The organism is Sporosarcina sp. FSL K6-1508, from assembly GCF_038007465.1.
Classification (GTDB): Bacteria; Bacillota; Bacilli; order Bacillales_A; family Planococcaceae; genus Sporosarcina; species Sporosarcina psychrophila_B.
On the sequence record NZ_JBBOXF010000001.1, the window covers coordinates 3,692,616 to 3,714,340 of the forward strand.

The 21,725-nt window shown below is 41.2% G+C and carries 19 protein-coding genes; 5 read left to right on the plus strand and 14 right to left on the minus strand.

Going from position 1 to position 21,725, the window contains the following annotated elements:
- Nucleotides 1-58: 58 nt before the first annotated feature.
- The 4 genes from rpoD to MKZ11_RS18875 all read right to left on the minus strand — a co-directional run bounded on the left by rpoD (nucleotide 59) and on the right by MKZ11_RS18875 (nucleotide 4,754).
- Entirely contained in the window at nucleotides 59-1,177 is a 1,119-nt protein-coding gene (gene rpoD, locus MKZ11_RS18860) for an RNA polymerase sigma factor RpoD (RefSeq protein ID WP_340795896.1), read from the minus strand.
- Nucleotides 1,178-1,211: 34 nt separating this feature from the next.
- Nucleotides 1,212-3,026 (minus strand): DNA primase, encoded by a 1,815-nt coding sequence (gene dnaG / locus MKZ11_RS18865; protein ID WP_340795897.1) that lies wholly within the window; start codon nucleotides 3,024-3,026, stop codon nucleotides 1,212-1,214.
- A gap of 272 nt (nucleotides 3,027-3,298) precedes the next feature.
- Complete coding sequence (locus MKZ11_RS18870; RefSeq protein WP_340795898.1) at nucleotides 3,299-4,114, minus strand: pyruvate, water dikinase regulatory protein; 816 nt, start codon at nucleotides 4,112-4,114, stop codon at nucleotides 3,299-3,301.
- 10 nt (nucleotides 4,115-4,124) lie between these two features.
- Entirely contained in the window at nucleotides 4,125-4,754 is a 630-nt protein-coding gene (locus MKZ11_RS18875) for a helix-turn-helix transcriptional regulator (protein WP_340795899.1), read from the minus strand.
- 475 nt (nucleotides 4,755-5,229) lie between these two features.
- On the opposite strand from MKZ11_RS18875, the gene MKZ11_RS18880 reads away from it, so the two are divergent.
- Nucleotides 5,230-6,606 carry a glycine--tRNA ligase gene (locus MKZ11_RS18880; RefSeq protein WP_340795900.1) on the plus strand — a complete coding sequence of 459 codons (1,377 nt, stop codon included), beginning with the start codon at nucleotides 5,230-5,232 and terminating at the stop codon, nucleotides 6,604-6,606.
- A 176-nt stretch (nucleotides 6,607-6,782) separates the two neighbouring features.
- Here the strand turns inward: MKZ11_RS18880 and MKZ11_RS18885 are convergent, their stop codons facing one another.
- Together MKZ11_RS18885 and MKZ11_RS18890 are read right to left on the minus strand one after the other, a co-directional pair.
- On the minus strand, nucleotides 6,783-7,343 hold the full coding sequence (locus MKZ11_RS18885; RefSeq protein ID WP_340795901.1) for a GNAT family N-acetyltransferase: 561 nt from the start codon (nucleotides 7,341-7,343) through the stop codon (nucleotides 6,783-6,785).
- A 335-nt stretch (nucleotides 7,344-7,678) separates the two neighbouring features.
- Nucleotides 7,679-8,308 carry an HD domain-containing protein gene (locus tag MKZ11_RS18890; protein WP_340795902.1) on the minus strand — a complete coding sequence of 210 codons (630 nt, stop codon included), beginning with the start codon at nucleotides 8,306-8,308 and terminating at the stop codon, nucleotides 7,679-7,681.
- Between the two features lie 150 nt (nucleotides 8,309-8,458).
- Here MKZ11_RS18890 and MKZ11_RS18895 point away from each other — a divergent pair, with 150 nt between their 5' ends.
- The gene (locus MKZ11_RS18895; RefSeq protein WP_067210265.1) at nucleotides 8,459-8,668 is read left to right on the plus strand and encodes a cold-shock protein; all 210 of its coding nucleotides are present in this window, start codon (nucleotides 8,459-8,461) and stop codon (nucleotides 8,666-8,668) included.
- 156 nt (nucleotides 8,669-8,824) lie between these two features.
- Here the strand turns inward: MKZ11_RS18895 and MKZ11_RS18900 are convergent, their stop codons facing one another.
- Nucleotides 8,825-9,013: a zinc-finger domain-containing protein gene (locus MKZ11_RS18900; RefSeq protein ID WP_340795903.1), complete on the minus strand. Its 189-nt coding sequence runs from the start codon at nucleotides 9,011-9,013 to the stop codon at nucleotides 8,825-8,827.
- 88 nt (nucleotides 9,014-9,101) lie between these two features.
- Here MKZ11_RS18900 and MKZ11_RS18905 point away from each other — a divergent pair, with 88 nt between their 5' ends.
- Entirely contained in the window at nucleotides 9,102-9,491 is a 390-nt protein-coding gene (locus tag MKZ11_RS18905) for a ribonuclease HI family protein (RefSeq protein WP_340795904.1), read from the plus strand.
- 163 nt (nucleotides 9,492-9,654) lie between these two features.
- Here MKZ11_RS18905 and MKZ11_RS18910 read toward each other — a convergent pair whose 3' ends face one another.
- The 4 genes from MKZ11_RS18910 to MKZ11_RS18925 form a co-directional block, all read right to left on the minus strand.
- Nucleotides 9,655-10,260: a metallophosphoesterase family protein gene (locus MKZ11_RS18910; protein WP_340795905.1), complete on the minus strand. Its 606-nt coding sequence runs from the start codon at nucleotides 10,258-10,260 to the stop codon at nucleotides 9,655-9,657.
- A 6-nt stretch (nucleotides 10,261-10,266) separates the two neighbouring features.
- Complete coding sequence (locus MKZ11_RS18915; protein WP_340795906.1) at nucleotides 10,267-10,938, minus strand: DUF421 domain-containing protein; 672 nt, start codon at nucleotides 10,936-10,938, stop codon at nucleotides 10,267-10,269.
- Nucleotides 10,939-11,001: 63 nt separating this feature from the next.
- The gene (locus MKZ11_RS18920) at nucleotides 11,002-11,814 is read right to left on the minus strand and encodes a sulfurtransferase (protein ID WP_340797055.1); all 813 of its coding nucleotides are present in this window, start codon (nucleotides 11,812-11,814) and stop codon (nucleotides 11,002-11,004) included.
- 9 nt (nucleotides 11,815-11,823) lie between these two features.
- Nucleotides 11,824-15,408: a dynamin family protein gene (locus MKZ11_RS18925; protein WP_340795907.1), complete on the minus strand. Its 3,585-nt coding sequence runs from the start codon at nucleotides 15,406-15,408 to the stop codon at nucleotides 11,824-11,826.
- 166 nt (nucleotides 15,409-15,574) lie between these two features.
- Here MKZ11_RS18925 and MKZ11_RS18930 point away from each other — a divergent pair, with 166 nt between their 5' ends.
- Nucleotides 15,575-16,030: a chemotaxis protein CheX gene (locus MKZ11_RS18930; RefSeq protein WP_340795908.1), complete on the plus strand. Its 456-nt coding sequence runs from the start codon at nucleotides 15,575-15,577 to the stop codon at nucleotides 16,028-16,030.
- A gap of 54 nt (nucleotides 16,031-16,084) precedes the next feature.
- Here the strand turns inward: MKZ11_RS18930 and MKZ11_RS18935 are convergent, their stop codons facing one another.
- Both MKZ11_RS18935 and MKZ11_RS18940 read right to left on the minus strand, forming a co-directional pair.
- The gene (locus MKZ11_RS18935) at nucleotides 16,085-17,584 is read right to left on the minus strand and encodes a carboxypeptidase M32 (protein WP_340795909.1); all 1,500 of its coding nucleotides are present in this window, start codon (nucleotides 17,582-17,584) and stop codon (nucleotides 16,085-16,087) included.
- Between the two features lie 212 nt (nucleotides 17,585-17,796).
- Nucleotides 17,797-17,961, minus strand: coding sequence for a hypothetical protein (locus tag MKZ11_RS18940; RefSeq protein WP_340795910.1), 165 nt, complete (start codon nucleotides 17,959-17,961; stop codon nucleotides 17,797-17,799).
- A gap of 109 nt (nucleotides 17,962-18,070) precedes the next feature.
- Here MKZ11_RS18940 and MKZ11_RS18945 point away from each other — a divergent pair, with 109 nt between their 5' ends.
- A complete protein-coding gene (locus tag MKZ11_RS18945) occupies nucleotides 18,071-19,396 on the plus strand; it encodes an ISL3 family transposase (protein WP_340795911.1) in 1,326 nt (441 codons plus the stop codon).
- A 374-nt stretch (nucleotides 19,397-19,770) separates the two neighbouring features.
- Here the strand turns inward: MKZ11_RS18945 and MKZ11_RS18950 are convergent, their stop codons facing one another.
- Complete coding sequence (locus tag MKZ11_RS18950) at nucleotides 19,771-21,681, minus strand: ATP-dependent DNA helicase (RefSeq protein WP_340797056.1); 1,911 nt, start codon at nucleotides 21,679-21,681, stop codon at nucleotides 19,771-19,773.
- Between the last annotated feature and the right edge of the window lie 44 nt (nucleotides 21,682-21,725).

The window sequence follows — 21,725 nt, forward strand, 5'->3', positions numbered from 1 at the left end:
CCGCTCAGTTTCTTGGCAGTGAAAAAAGCATCGGCACAAATTATGCCGATGCCTTTTTTTATTCAAGAAAATCTTTTAATCGCTTACTTCTAGATGGGTGCCGCAGTTTGCGTAATGCTTTCGCCTCAATTTGACGAATTCGTTCACGGGTAACACCGAACACTTTCCCTACTTCTTCAAGCGTTCTAGTACGGCCATCATCTAAACCGAAACGAAGGCGCAGTACGTTTTCTTCTCTGTCTGTCAACGTATCAAGGACGTCTTCCAATTGTTCTTTCAATAACTCATACGCTGCATGATCAGACGGTGATTGTGCCTCAGAGTCTTCTATGAAGTCACCAAGATGAGAATCATCCTCTTCACCAATTGGCGTTTCAAGCGATACAGGCTCTTGTGCAATTTTTAGGATTTCACGTACTTTTTCAGCGGTTAAATCCATTTCTTCTCCAATTTCTTCTGGCGATGGTTCACGTCCAAGGTCTTGTAGCAATTGACGCTGCACTCGAATTAATTTATTAATGGTTTCAACCATATGAACGGGAATCCGAATCGTACGGGCTTGGTCCGCGATTGCACGAGTGATAGCCTGACGTATCCACCATGTTGCGTAAGTACTGAACTTGAATCCTTTTGTATGGTCGAATTTCTCTACTGCTTTTATAAGTCCCATATTCCCTTCCTGAATTAAGTCAAGGAACAGCATGCCCCGTCCAACATACCTTTTCGCAATACTAACGACTAAACGCAGGTTTGCTTCCGCAAGTCGCTTCTTTGCCTCTTCATCGCCATCTAAAATACGGATAGCAAGCTCAACTTCTTCTGCACCTGTCAGTAAATCGACACGTCCAATTTCTTTTAAATACATTCTCACTGGATCATTGATTTTAACGCCGGGCGGTACACTAAGGTCATTCAAATCAAATTTTTCTTCCGCAACTATTTTGCCGTCTTCTCCGGCTTCTTCATCAGCTTTACGGTCCATCTCAATTCCTTGCACTTCAAGCAAGTCAAGGAATTCCTCGAACTGTTCAGGCTCCATTTCAAATACAGATAATTTTTCAGTTACCTCATCAAGCGTAAGTTCACCTGTTTTCTTTCCGGCCTCCAACAGATTTGCTTTCACTTCTTCAACAGTCATTTCAATTTCCATATCTTCAGATTGTTCTTTTTTACTCATCTTACCCGTTCCTCCTTAGTACACCGGAAAACGACTATAATGTCGTCAATGATTTCCGGAGCTGTATAATTTCCCTGGCCAGCTCCAGCGCCCGGGTATGATCATTTGTTTTTTCTGCTTCTTTTGATTCATGGATTTTTGCCTGAATTGTCAAGCTGACTTTATATCTTTCCAAATGATTAATGCAATCAGCAATTTCTTCTTCTGAGTGTTCGGGATCTCTTTCAACCATTGCAGACTCCAGAACGATTTTTCTAAGTTCCCGGTCTTCCAATGATTCTGCAAACCTGTGGAAATCAGGTGATCCATGTTGTTCGTAAAACCCGGCAAGCCTAATGAAAATTGTTACATAATCTTCCCGGACGAACAGGTTTTGCTTATCCTCACGTATACGATCAAACAGTTCCCCGTCACTTAACAAATGATAGAGCAACAATCGCTCCGCACGTTCGGTACCTGTTTTCTTCCTCATTGGAACAGCATGCTGAGGACGCAGTGCCTCCTCATATTTCGGTTCCATTTTCGCTTTCTTTGCCTGATGTCCGGCCATTTTTATAAATTGCTGATTAATGGCTTCGATTGACACACCCGTTACTGTTGAAAGCTGCCGGAAGTAAAGATCCCGCTCTACTGGCGATGAACGCTTTGCCAATTCTTCCAAAACTTCATGGATATATTGCAGTACATCGTTTTCATAAGATAAGTTTTTAGATCGCTTTGCATATGCCATTATAAATGACATGAATGAATGGGGATTACCGATGACCTTTTCACGAAAGGCATCACCACCATGCTCTGTAATGTAATCGTCAGGATCCATCTTTCCCGGCAATAACGCAATTTTAACATCCAGCCCTTTTTGAGTAGCCATATCTGCAAATCGCTTTGCCGCTTCCCATCCTGCATCATCTCCGTCACAGCAGATGATAAGATCTTTAGCAATTCTTTTTAATTTCAAAAGATGTGTGTCCGATAAAGATGTGCCCATTACAGCAACACTATTCGTCACACCTGCACGATCAGCCGATATGGTGTCCATAAATCCTTCAAACAGTATTACTTTACCCGTTTTCCGGACGTTAAGACGTGCATTGTGAAAATTGTACAGAATATGACTTTTTTCGAATATCGGAGTTTCAGGACTATTCAAGTATTTGGCTTCCTGTTTCGATCCAGAAAGAGTCCTCCCGGAAAATGCAACAACATTTCCATTATCGTCATGAAGCGGAAACATGATACGTGCTCGAAATCTGTCAAAATAGCCTGTCCCATCGTCTTTCATGATACAAAGCCCGGCTCGTTCCATTTCCTTCATATCGAAACTCTTGCGCTTTAGTAGATTCGACAGCGCTTCATTATCGTTTAGCGACCACCCGATTCCATATTTTTCGATACTCTCCCTCGTAAACCCTCTTTTTTCAAGATATTCTAGTGCTTCTTCACCTTCTACAGTGTTTAGGAGTAGATGACTATAAAAGTTTGCTGCAAGAGCATGTGCCTCAATCATGGATTTAAATTCGTTGTGCGGCTTCGCTCCGGAACCTTCACTTATGGCAGAATCGACTTCAATACCTGTCCGGTCAGCAAGTTTTACAACCGCTTCTGTAAATGGGCTATTTTCAATATCCATGACGAACGTAATTGCATTACCACTAGCGCCGCATCCAAAACAATGGAAAAGTTGTTTATCTTCTGAAACAGAGAAAGAGGGTGTACTTTCGCCATGAAATGGACAAAGCCCAAACCAATTTTTCCCTCTTTTTGTAAGTTGTACATACTCCCCGATTAGATCGACAATATCAGTCTTTGATCGGACGGCTTCTATGGTCTCTTCTGGTATTCTCGTCATCCTATCACCAACCACTCTATCTAGATTGAATTCGAGATAGTATTCAAAAATCCTTCATATTCGACAAATTATTTTCGATTATACTCGGAATCTTTCATATTACACTAATATAGAGGGTTTATCTCTATATAAACCTCGCATTTTATAAAAACTTTTTTATCATCCGCAAAAGAAGAACCAACCCGTAGTAACGGCCGGTCCTTCAATATCACTGTGTCCATGTTTTAAACAGCCACTCATTCATGTGCACAACAGTATTTCTCAATTTTTATTTAACGATTGCGACTCGTAATTTCGCTAAATATAACGTTGGCGGTTTCTTCAACAGCCCGGTTCGTTACGTCGATAACCGTGCAGCCGATTTTTGAAACTACATTATTAAAATGTGTAATCTCGGCTTCAATCCGATCGACTCGCGCATAATTCGCATCATCCTTCAAACCAAGCGTGATAAGTCGTTCTCTACGAATAGAATTTAATTTTTCCGGAGAAATCACAAGCCCGAAACATTTAGCAGGATCGATCATATACAGCTCTTCCGGCGGATCCACTTCGGGCACTAGTGGAATATTCGCCACTTTGTAGCCTTTATGTGCAAGGTATTGCGACAATGGCGTTTTCGAGGTTCTTGAAATACCTACGAGAACGATATCCGCTCTCATAACACCCCGCGGGTCCCTTCCATCATCATACTTAACGGCGAATTCAATTGCTTCTATTTTTTTAAAATAATCTTCATCCAGTTGCCGCACAAGTCCCGGTTCTTCTAGCGGCTTTTCACCTAGTTCCATACCAATCCGTTCAATGATAGGTCCGAGAAGATCGATGCACTGAATTTCTTTTGACTGACATTGTACTTTTAGTTTTTGGCACATGGCGCTTTTCACAAGTGTATAGACAATGATTGCATTTTGCTGTTTCGCTAAATAAACAATTTCATCAAGTTGCGATTCTTCCTCTATATGGGAAAACCTTTTTATCAAAACTGTTTCAAGCCCTTGTCTGAATTGACTTGCCGCCGCTTTTGCAACAAGGTCGGCCGTTTCTCCGACTGAGTCGGAAACGATGAACAAAGTTAACTTCCTCATAGTATCCTCCTCATAATTCGTGTTCATCCGCAAGCGAAAGGAAAGCTGCGGTAATGTTTGTTTTTGTAATTCGTCCAACAACTTCAAGTCCATTCCCGTTATTATTTATAACAGGTAGTGAATCGATTTGCTGGTCAATCATTTTCTTCGCCGCATGAAGAAGCGTATCCTGCTTTTCACAATACGTAATATTTGGCATTCTAGTCATAATCACGTGGACCGGAATCTTTTCCAGCTCATTGTTTCCCAGACTTGTCCTTAGCAAATCTTTCCTTGAAAGGACCCCTGTAAGAAATGAAAACCCATCAACAACAAACAATGTTCCGACATCTTCTAGGAACATTTGACAAATTGCGTCATAAACCGATATATTCTCATCTACGACGACGGGAATTGACTGGAAGTCACGTACTTTCATATCGGTCATACTGTCAGAAACAGATTGGGCAGGTCTTTTGCCTGAATAAAAGTAGCCCACTCGAGGTCTCGCATCCAGAAAACCAGCCATCGTTAAAATAGCTAAGTCAGGACGGATTGTTGCCCTCGCCAGCTTAAGCCGTTCCGCGATTTGTTCGCCGGTAATCGGGCCATCCGCTTTAACGATTTCAAAAATCTCGCCCTGACGCTTATTCAGTTCCATCTATGTCACCGCCCTAAGCGTTCAATTGTTTATCCTTGATTATTATATACGAAGACGCGTGCTATTGCGAAGAAAGCGGAACCATGCTAAACTGAATTAGAATTGAATAGGCGAAGATGGGTTAATAAGTAATGTCATTTAAAGCGAACGGGGATAGTGAAAGCCCGTAAAGATATGAAACGGCAACCTTGAGCCATCGCACTAGTAAAGAGGGCTGTTTATGCAGCCAATTAGGGTGGAACCGCGGGTAATCATGCACTCGTCCCTGGACTTTTTGTCCAGGGATGGGTGCTTTTTAATTTGATTCAGCATAAGCCCCCGCTGAACCAAATTAAAGCCTCCGGCGGATGTCACAGATTTTGAGGGGAATGGAAAGGCAACCTAAGTTCGCCGCATCCTGCGGGCACAAGCTCAATTCAAAATCCGGACACAAATCCGCCAAGGCGTATTTGAATAATAATTGGAGGGATTTACTATGTCAATGGAACAAGTCGTTAACTTAGCAAAGCAAAGAGGTTTTGTTTTCCCGGGCTCTGATATATACGGAGGCCTTGCAAACACGTGGGATTATGGTCCTCTCGGTATCGAATTGAAAAATAACATCAAAAAAGCTTGGTGGCAAAAGTTCATTCAGGAATCGCCGTATAACGTCGGACTCGACGCAGCGATCCTAATGAATCCAAAAGTGTGGGAAGCTTCAGGTCATATTGGCAACTTCAATGATCCGATGATTGACTGCAAAAAATGTAACACACGCCATCGAGCTGACAAACTTATTGAAGATGCACTAGATGCAAAAGGGATCGAAATGGTTGTGGATGGCCTGTCTTTCGACAAAATGGCAGAACTCATTAATGAACATAAAGTGGTCTGCCCGACTTGTGGCGCTATGGACTACACTGAAATTCGCCAGTTTAACTTGATGTTTAAAACATCTCAAGGCGTTACGGATTCATCAGCGAATGAAATTTTCCTTCGTCCTGAAACTGCACAGGGAATTTTTGTGAATTTCAAAAATGTCCAGCGTTCAATGAGAAAGAAAATGCCTTTTGGTATCGGCCAAATCGGGAAAAGCTTCCGTAATGAAATTACACCTGGAAACTTCACATTCCGTACCCGCGAGTTCGAACAAATGGAATTGGAATTCTTTTGTAAGCCCGGCGAAGACATGGAATGGTACGCGTTCTGGCGCGAGTATTCAAAACAATGGTTACTAAACCTAGGTTTGACTGAGGATAATATGCGCTTACGTGAACATGATGAAGACGAACTTTCCCATTACTCAAAAGGGACTGTCGACATCGAATACAAATTCCCATTCGGCTGGGGTGAACTATGGGGCATTGCGAACCGAACTGATTTTGACTTGAAACGCCATATGGAACATTCAGGTGAAGATTTCCACTACCTAGATCCTGTGACAAACGAGAAATTTGTACCTTATTGTATCGAGCCTTCACTTGGCGCGGACCGTGTAACACTTGCATTCCTTTGCGATGCATTCGCTGAAGAAGAACTAGATGGCGACGACAAACGTACCGTTCTTCGTTTCCACCCAGCGCTTGCTCCGGTAAAGGCTGCTGTTCTGCCGCTATCGAAGAAACTTGCGGACGGTGCGGATGAAGTCTATGCGGAACTGCGTAAGCATTTCAATGTCCAATACGATGATGCACAATCGATCGGCAGACGCTACCGTCGTCAAGATGAAATTGGAACACCATTCTGTATAACGTATGACTTTGATTCCGAAGAAGATCGTCAAGTGACAGTTCGCCACCGTGACTCTATGGAACAAACGCGTATGCCTATTTCAGAAGTGAAAGATTATATTGCAAAACACCTTGAATTTTAATCTGAGCTGCTGAAATTAGATGTAGACAAAACAAAAAACTGCCTGACACCGATTGTACTTTGGAGTCAGGCAGTTTTTTTGCTGTGGCCGGAAATGACGAAGTCATTTCCAGCCATGTAGGATTACTATCTCCAACGACTAAAATTTGAATAGATTTAGCTATTTTTCGTTTCTCCCTATTTATTCACACGGTTTTTATAATAAATTTGAAAGTCAGTCCATTTCCCATTTTCATATGAAAATGCTTCCCTTGTACATTCATAACGGAAACCCGTGCTCAATGCCAACTTTTTGGATGGTTCGTTATCCATATTGATATGTAGTTCGATTCGATTGAAGTTCAGTTCATCGAAAAACAACGCACTTGCCGCTAGGACGCTTTCTTTCCCATAGCCTTGCCTGAAATATTGATTATGTATGGAGTACCCCATCATCGCCCAATCGTAATCCATTCTGCGAATCGTTATCAACTCTACTTTCCCTACATTGGCACCATCTTCTTTTCTAAAAACCCCAAGTATATACATTTCATCGTTTTCTGCCGCCGCGTTAAATCCTTGAATCCAGTCCGCGAACCACTCTTTTGTATAAGTCGATGAATCCTCGCTGAAACCATCATCATACTTGTATTGCGAAGGTAATCTATTGTTAAATCCTTCATTCCATTGATCATAATCTTCTGTTTCAAACGGGCGTATGATAAGACGCCCGGTATCGATAAACAAATTTTTCTCCATCGTTCCCCCTCCATTCATGCCACACCTTTTGCGTTCTGATAAATCACAATACGTAATACAGCTAAGAACTGTTTTAGTTTAGACAACAATACACACTAATAGCAATTTTGAGTCATACGAACGTACTCTTCGACTATCAGATTTTTCAATTCATGTTATCTCGTAATTTTAAAAGAAGGTAAGTAAACAGCAATACAATGATAAATCCGCTATATTGCCGGACTTCCTCAATCTATTTAACGTCGTTCTTCCCCAGGGTGATATCTTATACCGTCGTGTCCTGAAAATTCCATACCTCCGCAAACAGGATAACCGAGTAGTCCCAATCATCTCCATTAAGAACCAATTTCATAATCTAACTGTTTTAAAAAACCTTCCATATAATCATGTCGTTGCTCTGCGAGTCGCTTGCCTTCTACTGTGAGCATCAAATCTTTTAACAACAACAACTTTTCATGAAAATGAGTGACCGAGGCTGTTTCCTTGCTACGGTAGTCTACTTCGGACATATTATCACGAACCACCTCTTCTGTATCGTACAGCTTCCTTCCCTTTGCACCGCCAAACGCAAAGGTCCGAGCAATCCCAATAGCACCGATCGCGTCAAGCCGGTCTGCATCCCGAACAATGGCTCCATCGATGGAGGTGATATCCTTCGCATTACCCCCACTAAACGACACGCTTTTGATGCACGCTAATACTCTCTTTGATAATTCATCGTCAGCCCCAATTAGCTGTAAAATTTCTAGCACAGTTGGATTGTCATCTGATTTATATTTAGCATCCTCAATGTCATGCAACAGAACGGCAAGTCGGATGACTTCCTCATTCGCTGAAGGTTCTTTAGTCAAAATTCCCATTGCATTTTTCATTACACGTTCAATATGAGCGAAATCGTGACTTGCATCGAACTTATTGTAAATCACAGTGACAATCTGCTTGCATTTTTCAATCATGTCCACCATATACAATCACTCCTATAATTAATTAATATCTCACAGAAAAGAACGTCTGAATATTTAGGCATATCATTGACGCACAATGTCGATTCATGTATAGTTAGTAAATCCATGTATTTAATGGATGGGACATCGAATCGCCGAGGAGGAATGTACATGTACCAGGGAAAAGTCAAATGGTTCAGTAATGATAAAGGCTATGGTTTCATCGAAGCGGATGACGGGGAAGATGTGTTTGTCCACTTTACCGGTATTCTATCTGAAGGCTTTAAAACGCTCGATGAAGGTCAATCCGTATCCTTCGAAATCATCGAAGGGAATCGCGGTCCTCAGGCAGCGAATGTCTTAAAACTTGGAGATGAATGATAAAAAACAAAAGCACTTGTCCAGAGGCTTATGTCATAGCCTCTAGACGCTGGAGTTTAGACGTTAAATCCCCGAGTAGTAATTAGCCCATAATACGAAATGCTATAATTTTCCGGATAAAACAAAAATCCCGCTGATGCACGTTCCAGCGGGATATTATTTTGTAATTTTATTCATTTCTTGACCTAAAAATTGAAGCTGTTCTCCTATTGTACATGTCGTAATACAAAACTTATGTGATCCTGCCTTGCCTTTATCTTTAGACAGTTGAGTTTTTAGGAAGCAGCCTTCACAATAAGTATCTAGGATCCCATCGATTTCACTCATAACGATTGTCTTATTCATATATATACCTCCAAAAGACACGATTCATTTATTCTAATACGATTTGTAAATTGGTGCAACAATACAAGTAAATCGAGGTGTTTAGTAAATGATTGAATTATACGTAGATGGTGCAAGTGCAGGAAATCCTGGAAAAAGCGGTATTGGTATTTTTATAAAAGGCGAAGGCCATACGTTGAAGTTATCTGAACGAATTGAACCCACAGATAATCATACAGCGGAATTTCAAGCATTATTACGCGGTTTGGAGGAAACAGCTAAGCTAACGACTGGAATGGTATCAGCCCGTTCGGATTCTCAAATCGTCGTCATGGCCGTTGAAAAAGAATTTGTTAAAAATGAAAAACATAAACAAACCTTAACGAGCATTCTTGCTATCGCAAAAACGTTCGACTTCTTTTTCATCAAATGGATTCCCGATGTGGAGAATCGTGCAGCAGATGCCCTGGCACGAGAAGCTATTCATAAAAAAGACTAAACAGCTGAATTTCAACCTTTTCTGTTTCACTTCTTTTCAAATGATAAAGATAGCCCATCCTCTCATTCAAGGATGGGCTATCTTTGCGCCCCTTACGTCATTATTAGATTTATGGTTATCTGCAATATCTCCTAAAACATTTGCAGATTTATACCTTTTTAAGTTACGCCCTCATAAAGGTCACCGTATTGTCTAGCAGGTCATACAGAACCCACTCGCAATTATTGACGACCGCCCCGACATTAACGAGGACCTTCTTTCCATTTACATCATATGGCACTCCGAATTCAATTTCTTCATTAATACCATTCCGTGATAATCTGGATATATGGCTATGCCCATAAAATACAGGAGATTTACTCAATTCTACAACTTCGTGCGCCCAAGGTTCACTGCCCCATTCCCACTGATGGCCGTGGATGATTGTCGCATTGGCGATTTCAAACGTTTCCGGCATAGTCGAAAGTTTTTCGCGTAGTGGATCATTCGTTTCTGTAATCATCAAAATCCGATCTTCCTGGTTTCCACTTACAGATAGAAAAGTTAACAGGTCAGTGAAGCCTTCGGGAATGATCATTACATCTTCAAGCTGTGTATACTTCTTATCTGTGATATCTTTTTTACTAATTGTACATTCAAACAGATCGCCAGTTCCGACGCGGACTGCTTCCGGGGATTTTTCCGATATGTCTGCAAGTACTTTTTCCAAATCCTCCTTAGAGGAATGTATGTCTCCTAGCAGCGCGTAATACAAATTATCACTCTCCAAATTCCGTTAATACGTTTTGATGAAAAAGCCTTCCGTCTCCGACCATTCACAATAGGCAATTTTGCTCGGATCGAGATAACCTTTTTTCGCCAGTTCGTCCATCAGCCAGTCGCTATCTTTCCCTGCAAAGGTAAGCACTTCTACTTTTACTTTACCTTCGTCGACGAGCAGAACGGAAGGCTCCTCTTCTTTCGCTTCTTCTTTTAAATCACCGTTCGTTAAGGCTTCGTATTTCACATATTTATTGAGTGTAACATCCCCGCCTGGCTCAAGGAATAAATCACGAACTTCCCGAAGTGAGAAGACACCCTGCTTCCGGAGAGCAGAACGAAGCTGTTCCATTTCAAGATGGTGTTGGTTAAACTTTTTCATGTCAAGATTGCCGTTGCTGATAAGTTTGACTGGTTCACCCTTTAGAAGTATGCGGATTGGATTCCATTGCTTAGTAGCCCTTTCAATGAGATAGATAAGCACTCCCCATAATACAATCGCAAACAAAAAGTGAGTAATTTTTATTTTTTCATCAAATAGACTTTCTTCAAGAATACCACCTAGTACGAGCGTATAGACGAAATCGTAAGGTGTTAACTGTGCAAGTTCTTTCTTACCGAGAAGTCGGATGACGGTGAGTAGTGAAACCAATCCGACGACGAGTTTCAGCAATGTATCAAGATACATATCCAGTACCCCTCCTAAAAGATCGTAATACTGGAATATACCCTATCTTGCTGAAATTAGACCCTACCCTATCTCGATTTCTGCGTCTTCAATTGAAATCCAGTCGCTGTAACTTCCTACATATAAACGGACATTTTCATAACCGCTGTGCTTGAGCGAAGCATACAGTGGTGCTGCTGTCACACCGCTTCCACAATATACCGTTACCTCTTCTGCTGGATTCACGACAGTATACAGTCGTTCTTTTACAATTCCGTCCAACTTGAAGATGCCCTCTTTCTTCAGTTGTTCCCAGTCAAAATTCAGCGCTCCGGGAATCCGGCCGGCAATTGGATCGATTGGTTCTTTTTCTCCCCGGTATCGCTCCGCGGAGCGAGCATCCAAAAGGATACTAGCTGTTCCCCCCACTACTATTTCCTCAACGAATTGCCTTGGGGCATAGATGGTTTCATCCCAATCTGGTGAAACTGAAGTAGACAGCGGCTCCGGTACACGATTATCTATTGGAAAACCCGCTTCTTTCATTGCTGCAAATCCTTCAAGTGCAATAAACGAATTTTTAAATCCAGCATATTGCAATAGCCACCATGCACGTGCAGCAAAAGGATTTCCGCCGTCATCATAAACGATTATTTGGTCATCCATTTTAAGTCCGCTTGTTCTAAAAAGTTTTGTCAAGGCTGTCTTTTCTGGCATAGGGTGTCTGCCAGCAGACTCCGTCATATTGGACAAATCACGTTCCAAATCCCAGTAGATTGCACCCGTTACATGACTTTCCGCATATTTACGTCTGCCTTCATCCCCATCTTGCAACGAAAAACGTGTGTCCACCCATTTAGATTTAGCATAATCAATATCAGTTATCGAAACAAACACATTAGCCAATTAAACCAGCTCCTCAGCTTGTAATTTCCCATACACTTTACGCCATTCGCTTAATTGTTCTGTACCTTGAAGAAGTGTTCGCTCAGATGCAATCTGATTGAGGCTTTCGTTCAGCAAGTGCTGCCTAAGCCCTTCCGCTTCACTTTCAATCCAGCGATCTGCCCACTTTTCAAGCAATTCTTTTTCACGGCCAAGATAGATAGATGCATCTTCCTTCAATAATTCTTCGAGTCGGGTTTTCAATACATCGCGTTCTCCCTTTTCAAAGAATGCTTTCTGATTTTTAAACAATCTGTTGACACTTCCGTAGATGTTAGGGTCGGTGTAAGGAAACCCGAATGATAACATGTCAGCATCCTGCGGTTCATATGGTGAAGGGACAATAGAACTATCCTTTTCGTTTATCCCTGAAATTTCTAAACGTTGGCGACTGTTCAACTGCTTTTTCATAAAGTTCAGCATCCGTAAGTTCGTTACTTTAAGTTCCTGTGTCAAATCGAAGCCGATCATCTGCACAGTCTCCGCAAGTGCCCCTTTCAATGCACGGTCTGCAGAATTATTGACGAAAACAGAAGGACTATATGCTTCTTTGAAGAAATCGCCGAAACGCAGAAATACACGTTGCAAAATATAATAGACGAGTTCACTTAATTCATTGTGAGTAGCTTTTGTAAGTACTTGCGTAAAGTTAAGTGCGAAATGTTGACGCACTTCTCCTTCAAGCTTATTCAATTCTTCTAGTCTTTCCGCCTTACGCGTCCGATTCAATTCTGTCCGGGAAATAAGTGAAGAAAGCCGTTCTATCGTTTTCACTGCTTCTTCTTCTAGTGCCTGAACCGCCAGTCCTTTCAAGTCATACTCGAGGAAATGATGGAATTCCTCTTCGAAAGGTGCCATGAATGAATCTATCCGTTCATCCATTTTTGCAGCGAGCGCTTGTAAACTTGAAATCCCATGAACTCTAGGATTGCGGATACCAAATTTCCGGAGTTCGTCTCCAACGAATGTTTTGACAGCTTCCGCTTCTTCCTGATCAGATGCAAGATCAATTGCATTGACGATAAAAAACATCTTATCAAGTTCAAATGCATCTTTCACTCGTCCAAGCTGGACAAGGAACTCTCTATCTGCCCTTGCGAATGCATGATTATAATACGTGATGAAAAGAATCGCGTCGGCGTTTCTAATATATTCAAATGCAACGTCAGTATGCCGTGCATTAATGGAATCAGCCCCTGGTGTATCAACGAGGGTAATTCCTTTGCGGGTTAATGCGCAATCATAGTAGAAATCAATCGAGTCGACGAAACAACTTCGGTCTTCTTGCGCCACAAACTTAACGAATTCTTCCTGCTCCACTTTTATAATTGTGCCTAGCACTTCACTATAAATCGGATATCCTTTTTTGAATGCGGCTATAAAAGCTTTATGAATATGAAGATTTTCATCCGTCAATTCAGTATTCAGTGCATCATCAGCTTTGTTAAACGCTTCTACCAATGATGTGGCAGCAACACCAAGCACATCGAATGAGCGTAAAACATCCTCTGTCATCCGCTCTTCCGTTTTTAATAGAATATCAGCTGTTCTATTTTCTTTATCTGTAGAGACTGGACGTATTCGATTGATGGCCGCTGTTGTCGGATTAGGGGAAACCGGCAAAACATTTTCACCAATTAAAGCATTAGAAAAGGATGATTTTCCAGCACTGAAAGCACCGAATAACGCAACAGTAAACTCTTGTCCATCAAGTCGGTCCGCTTTTTTCCGTAGGTAATCGGCTGTCTCAAGAAAACCCGGGATTTTTTCAACCGAATTTGCGATATGGATGGCATGGCGAATCACATATTCCGAGTCAGAAGCATTTGCTTCCGGTTCAAGTTGCTTGGTTTCCTCCTCCCGTCCAAGTGGTGTCTCAAGGCTAATCACTTCCTCATTGAATTCGACGATTTTGAGCGTTTTCTGTGTTTTCCATTGTTGAAGGAGTTCTCTGACCTCTATTGACGAGCCGACGATTTCGTTTCCAAGACTATCCAATTGAGTTTCTACGTCACGCACTTGTTGAATCGCATTTAACTTCTCACTCAGTCGGTATACTTTTTGCTCGAGAATGCCCACATTGTCATTACCAGCTATTAACGCTGTTTGGGCCATCTTGTGTTTCCACTCCTCGGTCATCCTCCGGAAAGCGTTTAGTATCGTTGTTTTCATACGTTCAGAATAATTGAGGACAGTGTCACCGGTAATAACGTCTGAAACATTGAATTCTTTTTCTATATCAGTAAACGGAATTGTCATATTGATTTCGTCAATCGCAAGGGATCTTTCATCCGTCAATATGCCCGCTTCTTTCAACGACTTTTTCATAAGTGTTTTCAGATGAACTTCAATCTGTGCATGCACAAGTTTTCCCATATTATCGGCAAGCGCATTTTTTCGCCTTTCCTTTTCTTCTATCGTCTTTTTCGCACCGAACAAAATACCAACTTTAAATCGGGAAGACAAAGATTCCAAGTAATCTTTCAATAATTCGCGTGTTTCATATGGAGTTATCGCTGCACTTTCTAATAAGCTGTTTCTTGCCTTTTCAAATGTTGAGGAAAATGCATCCCCGGAGAGAAGCTTCAGCATTTTTTTTGATTCTGCTGCCTCTTCTTTAAGCTCAGCTTGCTTAGTCCATTCATCTTCTGAAACAATCTCGGCAAACGTGTTTTTGCGTTCTTCAATTTCGTCAGATAAAAATTGAGCATGCTCATCTTTTAATTTTAATAACGTTTGCTTAGCATTGTCGACGAATCGATCTTGCCAGTTTTCCATAGATCCATCAATAATCGCTTTTACACTGCTAAAATCACTGTTTGGATGTGCAAGATCTTTCAACGATGTATAAAAAATGCCTTTTGGTATGACACCCCACATTTTAAATGAATCCTCAACCGATTTTTTAAAATCGGCAAATGATAATTCACTATCGCGGTGTTTATCGATTTGGTTAATGATTAAATAGACGTTATCATTGTAGCGCATTAATTCTTTTGTGAAACGGAAATTCAACTCCGATTGCACATGATTGTAATCCATCGTATAAAAGACTAAATCTGCGAGATGAAGTGCTGATTCTGTTGAAAGCCGGTGCGCATCGTCTGTTGAGTCAACACCAGGCGTATCCATAACAGTAATCCCTTCCGGTAAATTCGATTCCGTATGCCCAATTTCAACGAGCGAAACAGCCACGCCGTCCTTGCTGAACGACTTGACAGCAGCCGGGAATCCATGACCTCCGTATTTTACTGCTGTTCCGTCCGTGTGGTGGATAATAGCAAAATCCGTCGCGGTTTTTCGTACTTTTACAATATTGGCGCTCGTCGGTATAGGGCTTGAGGGCAGTAAATCTTGACCAGTTAGCGCATTAATCATAGATGATTTACCGGCAGAAAAATGTCCCGCAAATCCAATCGTATATTCTTTGTCTATTAGTTTTTTGGCGAATAGCGCCGTCTTCTCAAAGCGGTTTTCATCTTCATTTGTTTTAAAAAGTAAACTGTAGGTCGCGGCTTGTTCTAATAACTTCTCTAATTCTGGCATTTATCTTTCGATCCCTTCATCAATTGCTCTTTACATCATACCATTTTTCGGACCTCGTATTATTAACAAAGTTTTTTAACGCAAAATTTGTCGATTCTTGTTTTACTATATCTTTCTCCATGGTATAATCGACCCACGATATCATTTCAGAAAGGCGGAAGCTTAAATGAGCACTTCTAAAAATATACAAATGATTTTAAATGGTACAATTTCTTCACTGACAAATGTTATTCCGGTAAAATTGGACGTCCTTGCTCCGTCGATTACCGTCCAACCATATGAACAAAAAGAGATTAGCGTCTTAATAGGACTAGTCGGCGGTATAAAAGGAAGACTTATTATTGATACATCGATAGAAGACATCAACACGATTGGACAAGCGATGTTCGGCATGTCTATTGAAGGTGAAATGATTGAATCATTCACAGGTGAACTCGGTAATATGGTTGCTGGAAATCTATGTACTCTATTAGAAAAAGATGGGCTTATCCTTGATATCTCCCCTCCGACTGTCATGACAGGGACAACGAAATTTTACGGCTTTAAGCAGGCATTTAAGTTGCCCGTCAAAATTGACGGCGGTGGAATGTTAACTATCCTTCTAACAATTGATGAAAATTAACCTAAAACAGTCCCTTTCCCGGATTATGCCCGGCTAAAGGAACTGTTTTTATTTTTATAAATTATATAAATTTGTATACTTGTCAGACAAATAATCAGCTAAGTATTTGGCATTCAATCCTTCACCTGTCGTGTCTTTAATAATTTCAAGCGGTTGTTTCATTTTACCAAATTTATGGACATGTTCCGTTAACCACTCTAAAATCGGGTTAAAATCACCGGTTTTACATAGTTCATCGAAGTTAGGCAAATCTTTCAGCATGGCAACTTTCAACTGGGCAGCATACATATAGCCGAGCGCGTAGGAAGGGAAATAACCGAATGATCCTCCAGCCCAGTGGACGTCTTGAAGAATCCCTTCACCGTTATTTTCCGGTCGGATACCCAGATAGTCCTCATATTTATCATTCCAGATTTGAGGAAGATCTTTCACTTCGAAATCGCCGTTGAAGATCCCTTTTTCAATTTCATAACGAATCATGATGTGAAGTGGATACGTCAGTTCGTCTGCTTCAATTCGTATGAGGGATGGTTTTGAGACATTGATCGCACGCAGGAAGTCCTCCAGTGTTACACCTTCAAACTGTTCAGGTGAGTGGCTCTTTAATAAATCAAAGTTATACTTCCAGAAGTTTTCATTATGCCCGACGAATTGTTCATAGAACAATGACTGGGATTCATGGATTCCCATCGAAGTTCCATCTGCAACTGGCAGTCCTTCAAGTTCTAGATCGATGTTTTGCTCGTAAAGAGCATGTCCACATTCATGAATGGTGCCAAAGACAGCAGAACGGAAATCATTTTCATCGTATTTCGTTGTAATTCGGACATCGCCTATATTGATGCCTGTTGCAAAAGGATGCACAGTCTCGTCCAAACGGCCCGCTTCGAAATCATAACCAAGTTGCTTCAATATTGCATGACTGAATGTTTTCTGAGCTTCTTTCGGAAATTGTTTGAATAAAAATGACGTATCAGGTTGGTTGCCTGATTCGGAGATTCTCTTCACAAGAGGCACGATTGTTTCTTTTAATTGGCCGAATACCTCATCAATGATATCCGTTGTCATCCCCGGTTCATACTGGTCAAGCAATGTATTATATGGGTTGCCATCTTTCTCGCCCCAATAGCCAATGAACTTTTTTGTCGTAGCAATAATTTTTTCAAGATATGGAAGGTACATGTCAAAATCTGCTTGTTCTTTTGCTTCTTCCCATGCGGATTCCGATTGAGAAGTCAGAACGACAAATTCGCGGTATTCCTCTGCGGGAATTTTTTTGCTTAGGTCGTACTCTTTTTTCACTTCTTCAACAGTTTTCAACAAAATCGGGTTAAGTGTGTCTCTCCTATTGCCTAATTCTTCGAGGTAGCCACCCATTTCCTCTGAAACACTCATTTTAAATAACTCTGTCGACAAAGTACCGACCGCTTCCGATCTTGCCGGAATTCCCTTTTTCGGTGCCCCCGTGCGCATATCCCAATACATTATCGAAACGGCTTCCGAGTATGCGCTCATTTTTTTAAGCAAAGCCACAAATTTCTCTTCTGTTGACAAATCTTTTCCCCCTTACTTAATGCTTAGACCTTTATATTAACATAATTCGGTCAACTCATATATAGTTGTTGAAATAAAGAATTCCATCGAATTTGCTATTGCGCTTAGGGAAGCCTCTAGCATTAAGATATGAAAAGGTTGTACAATAAATGACGTTGGTGAAAGAAAATCCCCATCCCTTTAAAAGGAGATGAGGAGGATCTTCACTAACGTCATTTTTTTATAAATATATTGGATAAGGTAATCCTACTACCCGCTGATTTCCGTTCCAAGCGGACGCTTTCCGCGGGCACGGCCTCAGCCGCTTCCCTCGCTGCGCTCAGTCCAGGGTCTTCAGCTCGCGCTGTTCCCGCTGGAGTCGCCGCTTTCCACTTCAATCAGCTGGAGAGTCTAGGTAAGATAAATTCCCTTTATATAAATAGAAAACAAGTGAGATTCCCTATAGAATAGAAGTCGACTAAAACCATCATCCAAGAGGGAACTCACTTGTCTCATTCTAATTGTATTAAATCTTTACTTGATATTCAAGACCCAAACATTACTTTTGATGAAGATTGTGTAAAGGAAGGAACTTATAAAGGGAAAAGGTGTAAATATATTTCTGGAAAGTTATCATATACCCCCACACATTGTGGACAATGTGGTGTGAAAAACACCAACTTTACAGTCTATAAAAATGGCACACAATTATCTAGATTTACATTGCCCATTACAGGCGTAAATCCGACCTACCTACTACTACAGAAACAACGTTTCATGTGCCAAGCCTGTCAAAGCAGTTTTACTGCTAAAACGCCTATTGTTCAAATGAATTGTTTTATTTCACAAAATGTGAAAGCACAAGTCACACTTAAATCCGCTGAAGCACAGTCACTTACGTCTATCGCAAGGGATTGTTCTGTATCACCAACAACTGTTCAACGTCAAATCAACGAGGCCGCAAAACAATTTATCCCGCACTACAAGGCGCTACTCAAGCACCTTTCTTTTGATGAGTTCAAATATGCAAAAGATGCAATTGCCTTCGAATATATAAATGCGGAATCAGGCAACATATTGGATATCCTAGATCGACGTGACAATTTCACGATTAAGAATCACTTTATTGTGAACTACAGTTTAACGGATCGTAAACGTGTGGAAACCGTAACGATTGATATGAATGCAGGTTATGTAAGTGTGATTAAAGAATTATTTCCAAATGCGAAGATTATCATAGACCGCTTCCATTTGGTTCAGTTGATTAATCGTTCCATGAATAAGTGTCGTATCCAGGTTATGAATCAACTTAAAACGTCTAGTGGAGATGATATGAAGAAATATCGTCGCCTTAAGCGCTACTGGAAGCTATTATTAAAAAAACATTCAGATTTATCCAGCGTAGAATATAAGTATTATTCATTGTTTGGACAACGTACAGGGCAAAGTATTGTAGATGAGATGTTAGAATATGATCCTGCACTAAAAGAGAACTATGAACTTTATCAAGAATTAATGGAATCCATATCAAATAAGGACTTCGGAGCACTATCGTCTTGTTTAACAAATCCTGTTCCATCTGCAATTTCAAATTATATGAGAACAAGCTTGAAAACGTTGAGAAAACATCTTCCATTTATAGAAAACAGTTTTATTTACACCTACAATAACGGAAGAATTGAAGGGAACAACAATAAGATCAAGGTATTGAATCGTGTCGCCTATGGATATAGAAACTTCCAGAACTATAGAAAACGAATTCTGTTACACTTCAGGTTAAAACCATCGGTTAAACAGCAGGAACAAGGACAATTCCATTTTGACGCTGCGTAACATTTATGAGGATTTAATAGGCTTGAAAATCTTTTGTCTATTTTTATTTAATTTCCAAGTGCAATACTAGTTGTTTGGAGTGCAAGATGGCGACTCCAGCGGGAACAGCGCGAGCTGAAGACCCCACAGGAGCGTGCTTTTCGCGACGAGGAGGCTGAAGCCGTGCCCGCGGAAAGCGTCCATCTGGAACGGAAAACAACGGGATACATGGAGGACTATATGAAAAAGGACTATCCTAAAAAATCAGCTTTACTGACTTCTTGGATAGCCCTACAATAACTAAATTATGGTTGGCTACTATCCTTCGCCAACGTCATTTGACAAAGAACCTATGAAAAGACCCCTCCATCACTGGAAGGGTCTTCGAAATAGTTTTACTCACTCATCTTCATTTGAACAGGGAAAATACCTTCAATTTCAGCCTTCATTCTCTGTTCTTCTCCTTCTAGCAAGAGATGAACTGTCCCAGAATCGGCAGATGTCCGTATAAGACGGCCTGCGCCTTGACGTAACCTTAGCAGCATGAAAGGTAAATCCACCTCACGGAAAGAATCCTTGGCATGCTCTCGTCTTGCGTCAAACAATGGATCCGAAGGCGGTAATGGCAAGTCGTAAATAATAACACGTGTCAATGCATCTTGGGGAATATCTAGCCCTTCCCATAAATGATAGGAACACAAGACAGGCACTTTCTTCTGTTGGAAGTCACGCACAATAGAAGACAATTCTCTTTCACCTTCAAAAGCGATTCGATCTTGCCACACGGCGGGAACATGTTCTTTGAAATGATTCATTGCCCGTTCTGACTTGAAAAGAATCAGCGTTTGCTCACCGTCCTCCAGTAGTTCAATCGCTCGTTCCGCTTTACCACCAGCCTTTACATCCGTCGCAAACACTTTCATCACAGCATCATAATCAAACGGAGACTCCACCGAAAATGACAGGTAATCTTGAATGCCAAGACCATCTGCCAAATAGGTAAATGTTTCTCCGACAGATAATGTAGCAGATGAGAAAACGATTGGGGTGTTGGATGAAAACAGTTTTTCTCTTAAAATATCGGTTACAAGTCGCGGCATAATAACCAGTGTAGATTCACCTTCACGGCTTTCAAGCCAATCTACTGCATCATTTTGAGATGTGAAAAGGTCCATTGAATAAATATATTGATCGAGATATTCCTCAACCATTCTCAGATCATATGCGGGAATGATGTATAGTTCACCTTCAAATACGAATTCTTCAAGAAGCGCATTCGAGATTTTTACAACCTCTTTTCCGACTTCCAGAAGTTCAGGTGTTTTTTCAATCGCTTTCCGGTCGTTTTCCGTTGTATCCGCAAGCACTTCAAGCAGTGCGAAAAATGCTTCATGCGAATCAATTAAACGTTCCATAAGTTGCAGCGTCGTTTCTCTTATACCATCGACCATGATTCGTTCCAGCAGATTCAACAAGGTACTGTTCTGTACTTCATATGTCAATGCACGCTGAGCCGAATACTCAAGAAGATGGCCTTCGTCAAAGACAATCATCGATGGTTCCGGTAATAACGGTAATTGCCCTTGTCTTTTACGGGAATCTTTTGTCCAAATATGCTCCATATAGAAATCATGCGAACAAATAACAAGTTCGACAGATTCCCGGTAATGGTTGCGGTGGATTGTCTGCCCGCATCGGTTGCGAAGATCACATGCAGCGCATTGCTGGATTGGATGGAAGTTCACAGTCTTCCACTCTTCGTCGCTTAAATCTGGATAGTCCGAACGTTCCCCGTAAGGGCTTATAGATTGCAAAGAGGCAGTGCCATAGACGAAATCTGGAAGCTCATCTGCTACTACATCGACATAATCTTCATCAATTGTATTACCGGCCTCTTCCAAACGTTTCAGACAAAGGTATTGGTCACGTGATTTAGCTAAGCGTACATCGATGTTAAGTCCAAGCGCTTCACTAATCTTCCGAATATCGCCATCCTCTTTTACAAGTTGGTCAATGAGCGTCTCATCTGCACATGAAATGAGCGCCGGTTTGCCAGTATAGCGAGCGTAGGCAATTGCAGGAAGAAGGTAAGCAATTGTTTTTCCTGTCCCCACACCTGCTTCTGCGAAAAGGACTTTCTTTTCTTTTAGCGCTTGTTCGATTTGGAACGCCATAAAAATCTGTTCATCGCGGCATTCAAATCCCTTTTCAGTCAAGTCATCGTACAACGTATCCCCTATCCAGTCGTTCAATGACTCATAGAACGATTTTTCTTTTGATAATGGGAATGGCATCTTGCTTTTCATCATTTACCCCTTCCTATTTACATGCAAAAGGAAGAGGAGTTTCC